Origin of the sequence: Actinoplanes sp. NPDC051343, assembly GCF_044455125.1 — a bacterium.
GTDB lineage: Bacteria > Actinomycetota > Actinomycetes > Mycobacteriales > Micromonosporaceae > Actinoplanes.
Window position 1 is genome coordinate 155,163 of the sequence record NZ_JBITEL010000013.1, and the last position, 13,381, is coordinate 168,543.

Here is a 13,381-nt window from a genome sequence, read left to right on the forward strand (position 1 = left end):
GGATTTCCTGACGAGTACACGACAGGGCCAAGTTACTTGAACTTTTGGGTTGATTCTGATTACCGACGGTTACTGAATAAACCCTTGGGTGGTTGGGGTGAAGCGACCGCGACCCTGTCGGTCACAACGGCGGCTCCGCCCGCGAAGCGGTCGAGGTCGGCCTCGACGCGGCCGGGGAACCAGTCGCCGGCCGCCCGCCGGGACAGCTCGGCGATCGGGAGCGGGGTGCGGCCGGCGAACACGACCAGGTTGCCGAAGCGGCGGCCGCGCAGCACGGCCGCGTCGGCGACCAGGCACGCCTCGGGCAGCACCGAACGGATGGTGGCGACCTGGGCCCGGGCGTGTTTCAGCGGCGGCCCGTCGGCGATGTTGGCGATCAGCCGGCCGGCCGGGTCGAGCACTCGCGCGACGGCCTGGATGAATTCGGCCGACGCGAGGTGGGCCGGGGTGCGGGCGCCGGCGAAGACGTCGACGACGACCAGGTCGTACCCGCCTTCGCGCATGCCCTCGACGGCCGCTCGCGCGTCGGCGACGCGTACGCGAATTGCCGCTTTGGCCGGGAGCGGAAGCGACCGTCGCACCAGTTCGACCAGCGGGCCGTCGATTTCGACCACCCGCTGGACCGAGCCGGGCCGGGTGGCGGCGACGTAGCGGGGCAGGGTGAGCGCGCCGCCGCCCAGGTGGAGCACCCGCAGCGGCTCGCCGGGCGGTGCGCTCAGGTCGATCGCGGCGGCGATCCGGCGGACGTACTCGAATTCGAGGTATGTCGGATCGGCCAGGTCGACGTGGGACTGCGGGGCGCCGTCGAGCAGCAGCGTGAAGGCGGTGTCGCGGTCGGGGTCGGGGACCAGTTCGGCGACACCGGAGGCGACCGTCTCGACGATGCGGTCCGCCCGCCTGCGCTGTGCCACGCGACAAGTATGCCGTAGCAGTATCGGGGATATTTTTCGCGAAACGCCCATATGGGCAGGTCACGCCGGGTCACACTGGCCACGCAAAAACGGAGAGGAGTCGGCCGTGTCGACGAGCAACGTGCTGGCGCACATCATCGGCGAGCAGCCGCGTCGCGCCCTGGAACCGCCGCCGGTCGGCCAGATGCCCGCGATCCTGGCCGCCGCCCAGCAGGAGGCCGGGCCGCCGCTGCGGATCCGGCGCTTCGAGGCCGAGGACGGCCCGGCGTTCTGGCGGTGGGACTGCGCGCACTGCGGCGAGTACGGCGGTGGCCGCCACCACGCCGACGCGATCACCCGCGCCATGCGGCACTGCGCCGAGCACCCGGGACACCGCTCGTCCCTGCTGCCCCCGGCGCTGTGCCGTCAGCGGGACGCCTTCCTGCCCTTGCACCCGATGCTCTTCGCGGTAGACGAAGACGCCGGACCCCAGCCCAATTAGCCGGCCCGCTCCTCCCCTGTTCGCTTCTGGGCCTCGCCGACGGCCTTGTCGATCTGCGACGAGTATTTGTGGTCGGTCTTGTCGTCGACCACGTCGCCGACCTTGTCGAGGGCCTTGTCGACCTGCTCCTCGTGCTTGTCGATGAAGTCCTTGGCCTTGTTGAGGAAGCTCATCGGGTTTCCTTCCGATTGGAGAGCACCGCCGCCGTGGAGGCTATGCGGGGATCCGAAGAGATCTCCGCCAGGCCGGCCCGCAGCGGCAGGCGCCAGTTCGGGTATTGGTCGGTCGTTCCGGGCAGGTTGGGCTGGTCGGTCTCGCCGAGCACGTCGTACAGCGAGGCGGTGACGAACCGGCACGGCGTGCGGGCCAGGAACTCGTGCATCGCCAGGATGATGTCGTCGGTGCTGCTGTCGTCGGTGATCAGGCCGTTCTTCCGTAGCAGCGCGAGCAGGGCGGCCCGATCCTTGTCGGCCGACGCCGTCTCCTCCTCGACCGTCCCGGCCAGCTGGTCGAGCCGGGCCCGCACCCGCACCTGCTCCCCGGTCAGGAAGCCGGCCGCGGTCGGCAGGTCGTGGGTCGAGATGCTGGCCAGTGCGTTGCGCGGATAGTCGTCGGCGGCGATGAACGGCTGCCCCTCAGCGTCCCAGGACCGGGTGAACCAGAGAACCGCCGAGCCCAGCATGTTCATTCGTTCCAGCGTCTCGGTCACGACCTTCTCGACCGTGCCGAGGTCCTCGCCGACGACCACCGCGCCGGCCCGGGCCGCCTCCAGGGCCAGGATGCCGAGCATCGCCTCGGGGTCGTAGTGCACGTAGGTCCCGTCGGCCGGGCCCATGCCCGGCGGTACCCACCACAGCCGCCACAGGCCGGCCACGTGGTCGACCCGCAGGCCGCCGGCCCGCTGGAAGATGCGCCGGAGCATGTCGCGGTAGGCCGCGTACCCGGTCTCGATCAGCTGGTCGGGACGCCAGGCGGCGAGCCCCCAGTCCTGGCCGAGCTGGTTGAACGCGTCCGGCGGGGCGCCGGTGTGCACCCCGGCGGCCAGCACGTCCTGCAGCAGCCAGCCGTCGGCCCCGTTCGGGTCGATGCCGACGGCCAGGTCGTGCACGATGCCGACCGGCATGCCGGCCTCCTTCGCCGCCGCATTCGCGGCGGCGAGCTGCTCGGTCAGCAGACGCTGCAGCCAGGCGTGGAAGGCGACGCGGTCATTTTCGTACGCCCGGACGGCCGCCGAGTCGGGGCGGCGGTAGTCCTCCGGCCACTCGGTCCAGTTCGGGCCGAACCTCTCGGCGAGCGCGCAGAACCGTGCGAAGTCCGCCAGCCCGGGGTCCGATGCCAGGTCGACGTCCCCGGCGAGCGGCCAGAGCAGCTCCAGGGCCGCCCGCTTGGCCTGCCAGACCGCGCTGTAGTCGATCAGCTCGCCGAGTTCCGGCCGCAGCGCGTCGACCTGCTCGCGGAGAGCCGGATCGGCCCGCCGGTACTCCGGGGTGTCGGAGATGCGCAGGTAGAGCGGATTGGCGAACCGCCGGCTGGACGGCGAGTACGGCGAAGCGGCCACCGGCAGCGTCGGCGTGACCGCGTGCAGCGGGTTGAGCAGGATCAGTCCCGGCGACCCGGCCGCCGGCAGGAACGCCTTCAGGTCTCCGAGGTCGCCCATGCCCCACGACTGATCGGAGTGAAGCGCGTAGAGCTGAAGCATCCAGCCCCAGCTCGGCGGGGCTTCGGGCAGCGACTCGGGCACCACGATCAGGGTGCTGTCGCGGCCGTCGACGCGCAGCGTGTGATAGCCGAGCGGAAGGTCGTCCGGCACCGCGTCGACCTCGAGTGACGACCCGTCCTCGAGCGTGATGGTGCCCGGGCGGGGCAGCCGGCGGCCGGAGCCTTCGCGCACGACCACGGTGCCCGGCTGCTCGTGTTGCCCGCGCTGGGCCAGCGCCGACGCGATCGCCGCCGGGGACGTGGCGTCCACGCCGAGCAGGCCCAGGACCGCGACCACCGACTCGGGCGCGACGTCCTTGCGCTCGCGGTGCCAGTCCTCGTACCAGGTGGCCACCCCGCAGGCCTCGGCCAATGCCACCAGATCGGCGTTCATCCGCACCCCTTTCGTCTCGACTCTGCTGCTCATACCCTGCCAAATCGAGGGCACTCCGAAGTAACGCCTTGCCCCGCCGATTCAGGATGGACTCATGTCTGCAGTAGCGAAGTGGTGGTCGCGGCTCTCCGCGGCCGTGTTCGGCGCGACGCTCACGCTGGTCGTCCCGGTGCATGCCTGGGCAACGAGCAACGGCGTTGCCGACGTGGCGACCGAGGCGGTGCGCTACCGGCGGCGTCGCACCGGCTTCGGTTTCGTCGGGATCGTGGGCGGTCTGTGCTGCCTGTTCGTGGTCGGCGCGATCGTTCTGGTGTTCCTCCTGGTGCGCCGCAGCCGCCGCCCGAAGTAAATTTTTCTCCCCGGAACGCCCCACGGCCCCGGTCTCTCGCGCCCTAGCGTGAGGGAATGCACCGTGGGGACAGGATCGCGTTGGGTGGCGGGGTGGCCGTGCTGCTCTGCGTCCCGCTGGCCGTCTCGGCCGCTACCGCCGCCGGCGCCAGCGACGAGGTGCTGCTGTCGCGCGGCCGCCCGGCGGTTGCTTCGTCGGTGTTCAGCCCGCGATGGATGGCGGACGACGCGACCGACGCCACCGGCGACACGCGGTGGGCCAGTGCGGACGGGGCGGGCACGCAGTGGCTGCGTGTCGACCTGGGCGTCGTGCGTACGGTCGACCGGGTGCGGCTGCGCTGGGGCCGGGCGTACGGGAGGACCTATCGCGTGCAGGCCTCCGACGACGGCGCGAACTGGACCACCCTGTTCACCACCCGTTCGGGCGACGGTGGCACCGACGACCTGGAGAAACTCGACCACCACGGGCGGTACGTGCGGGTGCTGGCCACCCAGCGCGGCCGCGCCACCGGCGGTTACTCGCTCAGGGACCTCGAGGTCTACGGGCCGGCCGGGCCGACGCCGAGCCGGGCCGAGAGCCGGCCGGACGCCGCCGTCCTCGCCGCCGGCCTGGAGAACGCGGGCAAGAAGGAGACCGCGCTCGAACTGGTCGCGAGCGCCGAGAACTCGACCCTCAACTGGCGCCGGGAGTTCGGCTACCTTCAGGACATCCACGACGGCCGCGGCTACACCGGCGGGATCATCGGTTTCTGCTCCGGTACGTCGGACATGCTCGCGGTCGTCGAGGAGTACACCCGTCGCGAACCACGCAACGTGCTCGCGGCGTACCTCCCGGCCCTGCGCAAGGTGGACGGCTCGGACTCGCACGCCGGGCTCGACCCGGGATTCCCCGTCGCCTGGAAGGCGGCGGGCACCGACCCGGTCTTCCGGAAGGTGCAGGAGGACGAGCGCGACCAGATGTACTTCCAGCCGGCGGTGCGGCTGGCCATCCAGGACGGATTGCGCGCGCTCGGCCAGTTCGCCTACTACGACGCCGCGGTCATGCACGGTGTCTCGGGGCTGCGCGGGATCCGGGCCGCCGCGATGCGCAGGGCGTCCCTGCCGGCTCAGGGCGGCGACGAGATCACCTATCTGGGGGCGTTCCTGAACGCCCGGGTCGCCGAGATGCGCACCGAGGAGGCGCACAGCGACACCACGCGGGTCGACACGGCACAGCGGAGGTTTCTCGCCGCGAGCAACCTCGACCTGGTGGCGCCGCTGTCCTGGAAGGTCTACGGCGACGCCTACCGGATCGCGTCCTAGACCTTCTGGAAGAGGTTGGGCAGAGCCGTGGGCTCCCAGCCGGGCAGCGAGGTGTGCGCTTCCTTGACCTTGTAGGTCGCGCCCTTGTAGGTGACCAGGTCACCCGCCTTGTAGTTGGTGTAAGGCTTCCACGGCGACGCCGCCGGGGCCTTGGTGGGCGTCGGCGATGCCGTCGAGGAGGCCGTCGAGGAGGCCGTCGGTGAGGCGGAGGCCGATGCCGAGGCGGAGGGCGAGACCGAGCCGGAGGGGCTGGGAGACGCCGTGGTGTCCGAGGGGCTGGGGAGAGAGCCCGGGTGGCCGAAGACCGAGACGTGCACGAAGTCGACGATCATGCGGACCGGGTCGGTGCCGTCGGTGGCCAGGTTGAGCACCAGCACGATGCCGGCCGGCGCCCGGTTCGGCAGCAGCCGCAACGAGGGGTGCCCGTCGACCGACCAGACGATCGCCTTGGGGGACCAGTCGATCGTGTACGTGTGGAAGCCGTCGCCCTCGGTCGGGTCGATGCCGCCGCGCAGCGTCTGCAGCCGGCCCGGGATGAGGCGCCCGTAGCGGTCGAGCACGCTGAACGCCCGCCACGCGCCGGTGTCGCGGTTCGCCTCGATGCGGGCCTCGGCGTGGCCGTACTTCTGGCTGAACGCCTCCCGGGTGCGCAGCAGCCGGGTGACCACGAGGTTTCCGTCGCCGTCCTGTACGCCGTTGCCGGGGTCGCCGTCGAGGCTCCACTTGGCGGGGTCGAGGGGGCTGCCCGGTGCGCCGGCGAAGTCGTCGGCGAAGGCCGGGTGGGCGACCGCGGCGGACGCGGCGTCGTTGCGTCCGGGCAGCCAGATCGAGGCGGCGAGACCCGCGGTGGCGACGGCGAGCGCGGCCAGCGAGCGTGGCCGGATCGACCACTTCGACCCGCCCGTCCGATGACGTGCCTCGTGCACCCCTACCTCCTAGCTAGTTCACAGCAGCCACACCATTCACGAGCGCCGCTCACGTTGCAAGGCGGGAGGACCTGTCTTAAGGCTCTCTTAAGGTAGTCCGCCTGCTGACCCGGACCGTCGTCCCGCCGGCCCCGGTGACCAGGTCAAAAGTGTCGGTCAATTCCTCGGCGAGCCAGAGGCCCCAGCCGCCCGGTTGATCGGAAGACGGTCGTCTCGGCTCGCCGAGCGGGGCGGGCAGGCCCGGTCCGTCGTCGCTGACCTCGCAGACCACCCGATCGGCCACGTGCAGCAGGGTCAGCCGGCCACGGCCGCCGCCGTGCCGCACCGCGTTGGTGAGCAGTTCGTTGACCGCCACCACGAAGTCGTCCAGCCGGTCGGCGGCCAGCCCGGCCCCGGCGGCGCAGGACGCGACGGCGTGCCGCAGCGCGGTGATCGTGCTGTGGTCGAACGCTTCGTGGAGGAGAACGTCGTCGCCGATGCCTTCGACGGTAGGCGACGGGCGATCTTCCCGCAGAGCGGGGCCGCGCCGGGTGATCGGCTGTGGGAGCCTCGGTGCATGGCGCAGGCCCCGCTGTGGCGAGCGATCGCGGTCTACCGCATCGCCGCCCTGATCTACGCCACGATTCTGATCGTCCGCAATTTCGGGCACTACGAGCGGCCGATGCCGGCCTGGGCGGTCCTCGCGCTGATGGCCGCCTGGACCATCACCACCACCTACGCCTATGCCTATCCGGGCCGCCGCCGGCCGCTGCTGCTGATCGCCGATCAGCTGATCACCATGGCGGCGCTGGCCAGCAGCATCGGCATCGTCGGGCGGCGGGCGCTCGAACAGGGCACGCCCACCCTCGCCGTCGCCTGGCACGTGACGCCGGTGCTGGCCTGGGCCGTCTACGGCGGGCGACGCGGTGGCATCGCGGCGGCGGTCGCGATGGGTGCCACCGACCTCGTCGTGCGGGCGCACTACGACCAGGCCGCGTTCACGGGTTCGGTGCTGATGCTGCTGGCCGCCATCGCGGTCGGCTACCTGGTGCGCGTCGTCGAGTCGTCGCACCGGCGGCTGCAACGGGCGATCGAGTTGGAGGCGTCGACCAGGGAGCGCGAGCGCCTGGCCCGCGACATCCACGACTCGGTGCTGCAGGTGCTCGCCCTGGTCCGGCGCCGGGGCGCCGGCCTCGACGGTGAGGCCGGTGAGCTGGCCCGGCTGGCCGGCGAGCAGGAGGCGGCGCTGCGCAACCTGGTCGCGCACGCCTCCGTGGCGGCCGATCAGGCCGGCGAGGCCGACCTGATGGCCCTGCTCCAGCCGAGGGCGTCGGCCGAGGTCTCGGTGGCGGGTCCGGCTGATCCCGTACGCCTCCCCGAGCGCACGGCCCGCGAACTGGCGGCCGCGGTCGCCGCCGCCCTGGACAACGTGACCCGGCACTGCGCGTCCGGCACGAAGGCCTACGTTCTGGTCGAGCTGGAGCCCGGGGCGGTCACGGTGACCGTGCGGGACGAGGGCGACGGCATCCCGGCCGACCGGCTCGAGCAGGCCGCGGCCCAGGGACGGCTCGGCGTCGCCCAGTCGATCCGCGGCCGCATCGCCGACCTGGGCGGCCGGGTCCACTTCACCTCGGCGCCGGGCGATGGGGCCGAGGTCGAGATGGTCGTCCCGATATCGTGACGGCGTGACGACACCGATGCGGGTGATGGTGGTCGACGACCACCCGATGTGGCGTGAGGGCGTGAGCCGTGACCTGGCCGCGGCCGGCTACGACGTGGTCGCCAGCACCGGCGAGGGCCGGCAGGCCGTCCGGATCGCCGCGGCCGCCCGACCCGACGTGGTCGTGCTCGACCTCCAGCTGCCCGACGTCTCCGGCGTCGAGGTGATCAACGGGCTGCGCGAGGCGCTCGGCGAGGTCCGCATCCTGATGCTTTCGGCCAGCGGCGAGCAGCGCGACGTGCTCGACGCGATGAAGGCGGGCGCGACCGGCTACCTGCTCAAGTCGGCCGGCCTCACCGAATTCCTCGACGCGGTGGCCCGCACCGCGGCCGGCGACACCGTCTTCACCTCCGGCCTGGCCGGGCTGGTGCTGGGGGAGTTCCGCCGGTTGGCGGTCGAGCCGTCCGGGCCGGACGCGATCGCCCCGAAGCTGACCGAGCGCGAGACCGAGGTGCTGCGGCTGGTCGCCAAGGGCTTGTCCTACCGGCAGATCGCCGAGCGTCTGGTGCTCAGCCACCGCACGGTGCAAAACCACGTGCAGAACACGCTCGGCAAGCTCCAGTTGCACAACCGGGTCGAGCTCACCCGCTACGCGATCGAGCAGGGCCTCGGCGACTAGGGTCGGCCCACCCGATCACGTGGGGCTGCGGCGGCACGGACGCTAATCGAGGCCCGCTTCGGCGGTGACGACCGAGTGGGCCAGCGGCACCAGTTCGTCGTTGTCGAGGTCGTCTTCGTAGGCCGAGCGCTCGGCCTCCGGCTCCCAGCTCGGGCTGGCTCCCCACACATCCGCGTCGAACGCGTGCGGAGCGCCATCGTCCATGACCGGAAATTACCTCGTATTTGGGGCGGCCATCGCGTCTTCGGCGTCCTTGCCCGCGCCGAGCAGCGCCCACACGACCTTGCCGTGCGCCAGCGGCAGGCTGCCCCAGCGGGTCGCCACCGAGTCGATCAGCAGCATGCCCCGTCCGCCGTACGCGGTCGGCGCGGGCGCCCCGGTGAACGAGGGCACCACCGCCGACTCGTCCCGCACCGCCACAGCCAGGCCTTCGCTGCGTGCCGCCAGAAGCACGACCATGGGGGTCCGGGCGTGGGCGACCACGTTGTTGACCATTTCGGTGACCACGATGCAGGCCGACCCGGCCAGCTCGGACCGCTCCCAGCGCTCGCACGCCTCGGTGATCGTCTCGCGTGAGCGGCGGGCGGCACCCACCGCCGGCTGAAGGGTCAGGGCCAGCCGGTGGTCGTGATAGGGCCGGCCGAGTGCGCCGAACGCCTCCGAGGTGCTCGGCCAGACCGGCCAGCCGGTGCTCCGCCAGCGGTCGGGTTCATGCTGGTCGGCCAGCGCGAGCCGGGCGGCCGGCCAGTCGGCGGTCTCCTCGCGCAGATCGCGCAGCGCACCGACGGCTGCGGGGTCGGCCAGACTGAGGTCGGTGACGTCGACGACGACCGCCTCGGGCTGCCCGGCGAGGACGTCGAGCAGCGCCGACCGCATCTCGGGCGCGGTCTCCCGGTCGAGCACCCCGGCCAGCTGGACCAGCGGAAATGCCTGGTCGGTGGCGACACGGTGCCGTACCTCGCTAGGCATGATCGCTCCATTGTGCATAACGCGTCCCCCGTTCGCATTTCGGCGAGGCGGAAGCCGGGCCTGGGCCTGTCCCGTGGATCACGCGGGAGCGAAGACATCAAGGAGCCGACGGGGCCACGCCGCAGCCCTGGTGATCCGCGGGACAGACCCTGAGGGCTACCTCACGTCACCGACTGCGCTAATCGGGACATAAGCGCATGATGAGCATTGCCTGGATGTACCCCGAACGGGCATTCCCATGCGCGGGAACGTCAGACCGCCTCAGCGGCCGGTCGTCGCGGTGCGCAGGCGTGGGTCGGGCCGCCGGGCGGCGGGCAGGGTCGCGTGGTGGTGCTGCGGCTCCGCGTACCGCGTCAGGCCGATCACCGCACCGAGCGTGACGACGAAGCCGAGCGCGGCCAGCCAGCCGAGCCCCGGCTCGATGCGGTCGCCGAGCACCACCAGGCCAACGATCGCGGCCGGCACCGCGCCGGCGGCGTCCATCGCGGCGACCGCGGCGGTCGTCGAGCCGCGCTGCATGGCCAGGCCGAGCAGCAGCTGGCCGACCAGCGAGTGCACCAGCACCAGGTAGAGCAGCGGGTTGGTGAGGAAGCCGGTCACGGTGTGCGTGTTGGTCAGCGGCCGGGCGGCGATCGCGGCAGCCGAGAAGTCGATGCCGGCCAGCGAGCCGAGCACGACCGAGCCGAGAGCGCCGCGCAGGCGTACGGAAAAATAGCCCAGCCCGGCGATGACCAGGACCGACACGGCGAGCGCGACCACCATCCCAGCCCCGACCCGGCGTGAATGCGCCGGTTGAGCCGACAGCACGAGGGCGCCGATGCCGGCGAGCAGAAGCGCCAGCAGCACCAGCTCGGCGGCCGGCAGGCTCCACTTCAGCACGATTACGCCGAGCAGCGCGGTGACACCGAGCCCGGCCGCGACGCTGGCCTGCACCAGGAACAGCGGAAGGTCGCGCCGGGCCAGGAACGCGAAGACGAACCCGAGCGTCTGGCAGCCGATGCCGGCCAGATAGCAACGCTGGCCGGCCAGGCGCAGCAGCAGGCCGGGATCGAACGTGTGGTGCATCGTCGTGCGGGTCGCCGCCCGGGACTGAAGCAGGTTGGCAACCCTGTACGCCATGATCATGGCGGCGAGAGAGAACCAGCCGGATGACACCACGGAACGCACGATAGACCTGTCAGCGGGAGAGCGCGGTCAAGACCGTCTCGTGGAGTAGGCCGTTGGTCGCGATCGACGACGTCTTGTCACCGGCCGGTCGCCCGCCGAGGTCGGTGATCTTTCCGCCCGCCTCCTGGATGATCGGAATCAGCGCGGCCACGTCCCACAGTGACAACTCGGCCTCGATCATCACGTCGAGCGCACCCTCGGCGAGCAGCATGTAGCCGTAGAAGTCGCCGTAGCCCCGGCTGCGCCACGCGGCCAGCGAGAGATCGACCACCGCCTGCGTCTTCCCGATCTCGGCCCACCCGCTCAGGCTCGAATAGCAGAAGCTGGCGTCGGCGAGCCGACGCACCCCGGAGACCCCGATGCGGCTCGCCGCATGCTGATGCTTGCCGGCATACGCCCCGAGCCCGCTCGCGCCCCACCACCGCCGGCCGAGCGCGGGCGCGGAGACCAGCCCGGCGACCGGGGTGTCGCCCTCGAGCAGGGCGATCAGCGTGCCCCAGATCGGCACCCCGCGGACGAAGTTCTTCGTGCCGTCGATCGGGTCGATCACCCAGTGCCGGCTGCCCGGACCGGCCGCCGCCTCGGACCGCCCGAACTCCTCGCCGAGCACCGAGTCGCGCGGCCGGGCCCGCGCGAGCGTCGCGCGTATCGCCTGCTCGACCGCCGTGTCGGCGTCGGAGACCGGGGTGAGGTCGGGCTTGGACTCGACCTTCAGATCGCCGGCGCGGAAGCGGGCCATCGAGATCGAGTCGGCCGTGTCGGCGAGCAGATGAGCAAGGGCGAGATCGTCCGAATAGCCAGCCATGCCCGCACGCTAGCTGATCGGTGGTGTCAGGAAGGTGGCGGCGGGGCCACCAGTTCGTCGCCGTCCTCGGTGTGGCCGTGGTGGTCCAGATCGCCGGCGCGGGAGGCCAGCAGGCGGCGGTAGGACGCGAGGCGGCGCGGGTCGGCGTTGCCCTCGGCGACCCACGCGTCGAGGCGGCAGTCGACGTCGCCGGCGGCGTGCCCGCAGTTGGGCCGATCTTCGAGCGTGCCCTCGACCAGGTCGGGGAAGCCGTGCAGCAGGCTCTCGGCGCTCACGTGGGCCAGTCCGAAGCTGCGGATGCCGGGCGTGTCGATGATCCAGCCCGGGTCCTTGCGGGAACGGCCGACCGGGGGCAGCCGCAGGGCGACCGCACTGGTCGAGGTGTGTCGTCCCTTGCCGATCGCGCTCACCACCCCGACCGCCCGTAGCGCGTCCGGCACCAGGCGGTTGACCAGGGTGGACTTGCCGACCCCGGAGTGCCCGACGAGCACCGAGATCTGGCCGGCGAGACGTTTGCGCAGCTCGGCGAGGTCGCTGCCGGGCCGGATCAACACGTACGGCAGGTCGAGCTCGGCGTAGTAGCCGAGCACCGTCTCGGGACCGGCCAGGTCGGCCTTGGTCAGGCAGAGCAGCGGCTCGATGCCGGCGTCGTACGCGGCGACCAGGCACCGGTCGATGAAGCCGGTGCGCGGCGGCGGGTCGGCCAGCGCGCTCACGATCACCAGCTGGTCGGCGTTGGCGACCACCACCCGTTCGAGCCGGCCCTCGGGTGTGGTGTCGTCGTCGTCGGCCGTGCGGCGCAGCACCGACGTGCGCTCGGCGATCCGCACGATGCGGGCCAGCGCGCCGTCGGCCCCCGAGACGTCACCGACCAGGGCGACCCGGTCACCCACCACGACCGACTTGCGGCCGAGCTCGCGGGCCCGCATCGCGATGGTCACCGGGCTGTCGGCGGTGGCGTCGGCGAACACGCAGCCGTACCGCCCGCGGTCGACCGTGATCACCAGTGCTTCCACGGCGTCGTCGTGCCTGGGCCGGGTCCGGGTGCGTGGGCGCGACGAACGGCCCGGCCGGATCCGTACGTCGTCCTCGTCGTACTCCCGCTTGCGACCTGGCAGCGCCCGCTCCTCGCTTCTCGTCTGTCCCTGGTACACGCTACGTGCTGCCCCACGGGATCGCCCGGCAGGGCGTACCGTTGCCCACCATGTGCGGCCGGTACGCGACGACGCGAAACGATGCCGACCTCAGTCTCCTGTTCGATGCCGTGAGCGTCGCCGAGACCCCGGGGCCGAGCTGGAACGTCGCGCCCACCGACCCGGTCCCGGTGATCCGAATTTCGGAAAGTTACGCCGCCCGGGTGGTCGACTCCGCGCGCTGGGGCCTGGTGCCACCGTGGGCGAAAGATCTGCGCGCCGGCGCCCGCATGATCAACGCGCGCGCCGAGACCGTCGCCACCTCGCCCGCGTTCGCGAAGTCGTTCGCCCGGCGCCGCTGCCTGGTCCCGGCCGACGGCTGGTTCGAGTGGGTGCGCGACGGCAAGCAGCGGCAGGCCTTCTACATGACCCCGCTCGACGGCGCCCCGCTCGCCTTCGCCGGGCTCTGGTCGGCCTGGGGCCCCGAGTCGGTCCTGACCTGCACCATCATCACCACGGCGGCGGCCGGTGGGCTGGCCCGGGTGCACGACCGCATGCCGCTGATCCTGCCCCGCGAGCGATGGGCGGGCTGGCTGGCCGGCGGCGGCGACCCGGCCGAGCAGTTGCGCCCGATGGGCGCGACCGGGCTCGACGCGATCGATGTGCGAGCGGTCCGTCCCGATGTCGGCAACGTCCGCAACAACGGCCCGCACCTGCTCGATCCGCCGATCGAAAAGGTTTCCGAGACGACCCTTTTCTAATGGTGACGTTTGTCTAACTATGTGGGCTTCTGAACAACCAACTTTATTTCTAGATTGATAAGCCCCTTGTTCTGATCTTGTACCGTGCGATAGAAACCAGCGCCGGAGTGGTGCCGGTCCTGCACGGTGCGGACGGCTACCACGCGCAACACCGGTCCCACGGGGGAG

General features: G+C 71.7%; 16 protein-coding genes. 6 read left to right on the top strand and 10 right to left on the bottom strand.

Annotation, left to right across the window (positions count from 1 at the left end):
- Positions 1–59 precede the first annotated feature (59 nt).
- Positions 60–911 carry a spermidine synthase gene (locus tag ACIA5C_RS36150; RefSeq protein ID WP_396063184.1) on the bottom strand — a complete coding sequence of 284 codons (852 nt, stop codon included), beginning with the start codon at positions 909–911 and terminating at the stop codon, positions 60–62.
- A gap of 106 nt (positions 912–1,017) precedes the next feature.
- On the opposite strand from ACIA5C_RS36150, the gene ACIA5C_RS36155 reads away from it, so the two are divergent.
- Complete coding sequence (locus ACIA5C_RS36155) at positions 1,018–1,392, top strand: hypothetical protein (protein ID WP_396063185.1); 375 nt, start codon at positions 1,018–1,020, stop codon at positions 1,390–1,392.
- Here ACIA5C_RS36155 and ACIA5C_RS36160 read toward each other — a convergent pair.
- Together ACIA5C_RS36160 and malQ are read right to left on the bottom strand one after the other, a co-directional pair.
- Positions 1,389–1,565, bottom strand: a complete 177-nt coding sequence (locus ACIA5C_RS36160) for an antitoxin (protein ID WP_396063187.1) — start codon at positions 1,563–1,565, stop codon at positions 1,389–1,391. The two genes, ACIA5C_RS36155 and ACIA5C_RS36160, sit on opposite strands and share 4 nt — an antisense overlap.
- Positions 1,562–3,484, bottom strand: a complete 1,923-nt coding sequence (gene malQ, locus ACIA5C_RS36165) for a 4-alpha-glucanotransferase (protein ID WP_396063189.1) — start codon at positions 3,482–3,484, stop codon at positions 1,562–1,564. Before malQ ends, ACIA5C_RS36160 begins: the two co-directional genes overlap by 4 nt.
- A gap of 94 nt (positions 3,485–3,578) precedes the next feature.
- Here malQ and ACIA5C_RS36170 point away from each other — a divergent pair, with 94 nt between their 5' ends.
- On the top strand, positions 3,579–3,833 hold the full coding sequence (locus tag ACIA5C_RS36170) for a hypothetical protein (protein WP_396063191.1): 255 nt from the start codon (positions 3,579–3,581) through the stop codon (positions 3,831–3,833).
- A 56-nt stretch (positions 3,834–3,889) separates the two neighbouring features.
- Positions 3,890–5,134: a chitosanase gene (locus ACIA5C_RS36175; RefSeq protein ID WP_396063193.1), complete on the top strand. Its 1,245-nt coding sequence runs from the start codon at positions 3,890–3,892 to the stop codon at positions 5,132–5,134.
- Here the strand turns inward: ACIA5C_RS36175 and ACIA5C_RS36180 are convergent.
- Together ACIA5C_RS36180 and ACIA5C_RS36185 are read right to left on the bottom strand one after the other, a co-directional pair.
- On the bottom strand, positions 5,131–6,060 hold the full coding sequence (locus tag ACIA5C_RS36180; protein ID WP_396063195.1) for a carbohydrate-binding protein: 930 nt from the start codon (positions 6,058–6,060) through the stop codon (positions 5,131–5,133). The genes ACIA5C_RS36175 and ACIA5C_RS36180 overlap by 4 nt on opposite strands.
- 76 nt (positions 6,061–6,136) lie before the next feature.
- Positions 6,137–6,574, bottom strand: a complete 438-nt coding sequence (locus ACIA5C_RS36185) for an ATP-binding protein (protein WP_396063512.1) — start codon at positions 6,572–6,574, stop codon at positions 6,137–6,139.
- Between ACIA5C_RS36185 and macS the strand changes: the two genes are divergently transcribed.
- Positions 6,500–7,720, top strand: coding sequence for a MacS family sensor histidine kinase (macS, locus tag ACIA5C_RS36190; protein ID WP_396063197.1), 1,221 nt, complete (start codon positions 6,500–6,502; stop codon positions 7,718–7,720). The genes ACIA5C_RS36185 and macS overlap by 75 nt on opposite strands.
- 25 nt (positions 7,721–7,745) lie before the next feature.
- Positions 7,746–8,378, top strand: coding sequence for a response regulator (locus tag ACIA5C_RS36195; protein WP_396063514.1), 633 nt, complete (start codon positions 7,746–7,748; stop codon positions 8,376–8,378).
- A 42-nt stretch (positions 8,379–8,420) separates the two neighbouring features.
- Here ACIA5C_RS36195 and ACIA5C_RS36200 read toward each other — a convergent pair whose 3' ends face one another.
- The 5 genes from ACIA5C_RS36200 to rsgA all read right to left on the bottom strand — a co-directional run bounded on the left by ACIA5C_RS36200 (position 8,421) and on the right by rsgA (position 12,473).
- A complete protein-coding gene (locus tag ACIA5C_RS36200; protein WP_396063199.1) occupies positions 8,421–8,582 on the bottom strand; it encodes a hypothetical protein in 162 nt (53 codons plus the stop codon).
- A 9-nt stretch (positions 8,583–8,591) separates the two neighbouring features.
- Entirely contained in the window at positions 8,592–9,347 is a 756-nt protein-coding gene (locus tag ACIA5C_RS36205; RefSeq protein ID WP_396063201.1) for an STAS domain-containing protein, read from the bottom strand.
- Positions 9,348–9,608: 261 nt separating this feature from the next.
- Positions 9,609–10,505: a hypothetical protein gene (locus ACIA5C_RS36210; protein WP_396063203.1), complete on the bottom strand. Its 897-nt coding sequence runs from the start codon at positions 10,503–10,505 to the stop codon at positions 9,609–9,611.
- 19 nt (positions 10,506–10,524) lie between these two features.
- The gene (gene hisN / locus ACIA5C_RS36215; protein ID WP_396063205.1) at positions 10,525–11,319 is read right to left on the bottom strand and encodes a histidinol-phosphatase; all 795 of its coding nucleotides are present in this window, start codon (positions 11,317–11,319) and stop codon (positions 10,525–10,527) included.
- 26 nt (positions 11,320–11,345) lie between these two features.
- Positions 11,346–12,473 carry a ribosome small subunit-dependent GTPase A gene (rsgA, locus tag ACIA5C_RS36220; protein WP_396063207.1) on the bottom strand — a complete coding sequence of 376 codons (1,128 nt, stop codon included), beginning with the start codon at positions 12,471–12,473 and terminating at the stop codon, positions 11,346–11,348.
- Positions 12,474–12,523: 50 nt separating this feature from the next.
- Between rsgA and ACIA5C_RS36225 the strand changes: the two genes are divergently transcribed.
- Positions 12,524–13,213: an SOS response-associated peptidase gene (locus ACIA5C_RS36225; RefSeq protein WP_396063516.1), complete on the top strand. Its 690-nt coding sequence runs from the start codon at positions 12,524–12,526 to the stop codon at positions 13,211–13,213.
- Positions 13,214–13,381 lie beyond the last annotated feature (168 nt).